Genomic DNA, 261 nt, shown 5'->3' with positions numbered 1-261 from the left:
GCTCACAGCTATTCGTTCGCAAGGTGCCGGTGGTCAAAATGTTAATAAAGTAGCAAGTGCAATTCATTTACGTTTTGACATTAACCGCTCTAAATTACCTGACTTCTACAAAGAACGCTTACTTGCATTAAATGATACAAGAATTACCAAAGACGGCGTCTTAATCATTAAAGCGCAAAGCCACCGTACCCAAGAGCTAAACAGAGAAGATGCCCTTAAGCGTTTAAAGGATTTAATCCTTAGTGCTACGGTAGTTAATAA

The 261-nt window shown here is 39.1% G+C and carries 1 protein-coding gene; it reads left to right on the top strand.

Annotated features, from left to right (window positions below):
- The coding region (gene arfB, locus AAEY57_RS20305; protein ID WP_350608698.1) for an alternative ribosome rescue aminoacyl-tRNA hydrolase ArfB at positions 1-261 on the top strand (261 nt) is incomplete at both ends.

It is taken from the genome of Pseudoalteromonas sp. MER144-MNA-CIBAN-0113 (assembly GCF_040308965.1).
Lineage (GTDB): Bacteria > Pseudomonadota > Gammaproteobacteria > Enterobacterales > Alteromonadaceae > Pseudoalteromonas > Pseudoalteromonas tetraodonis.
This window is presented reverse-complemented; position numbering and strand designations above follow the sequence as displayed.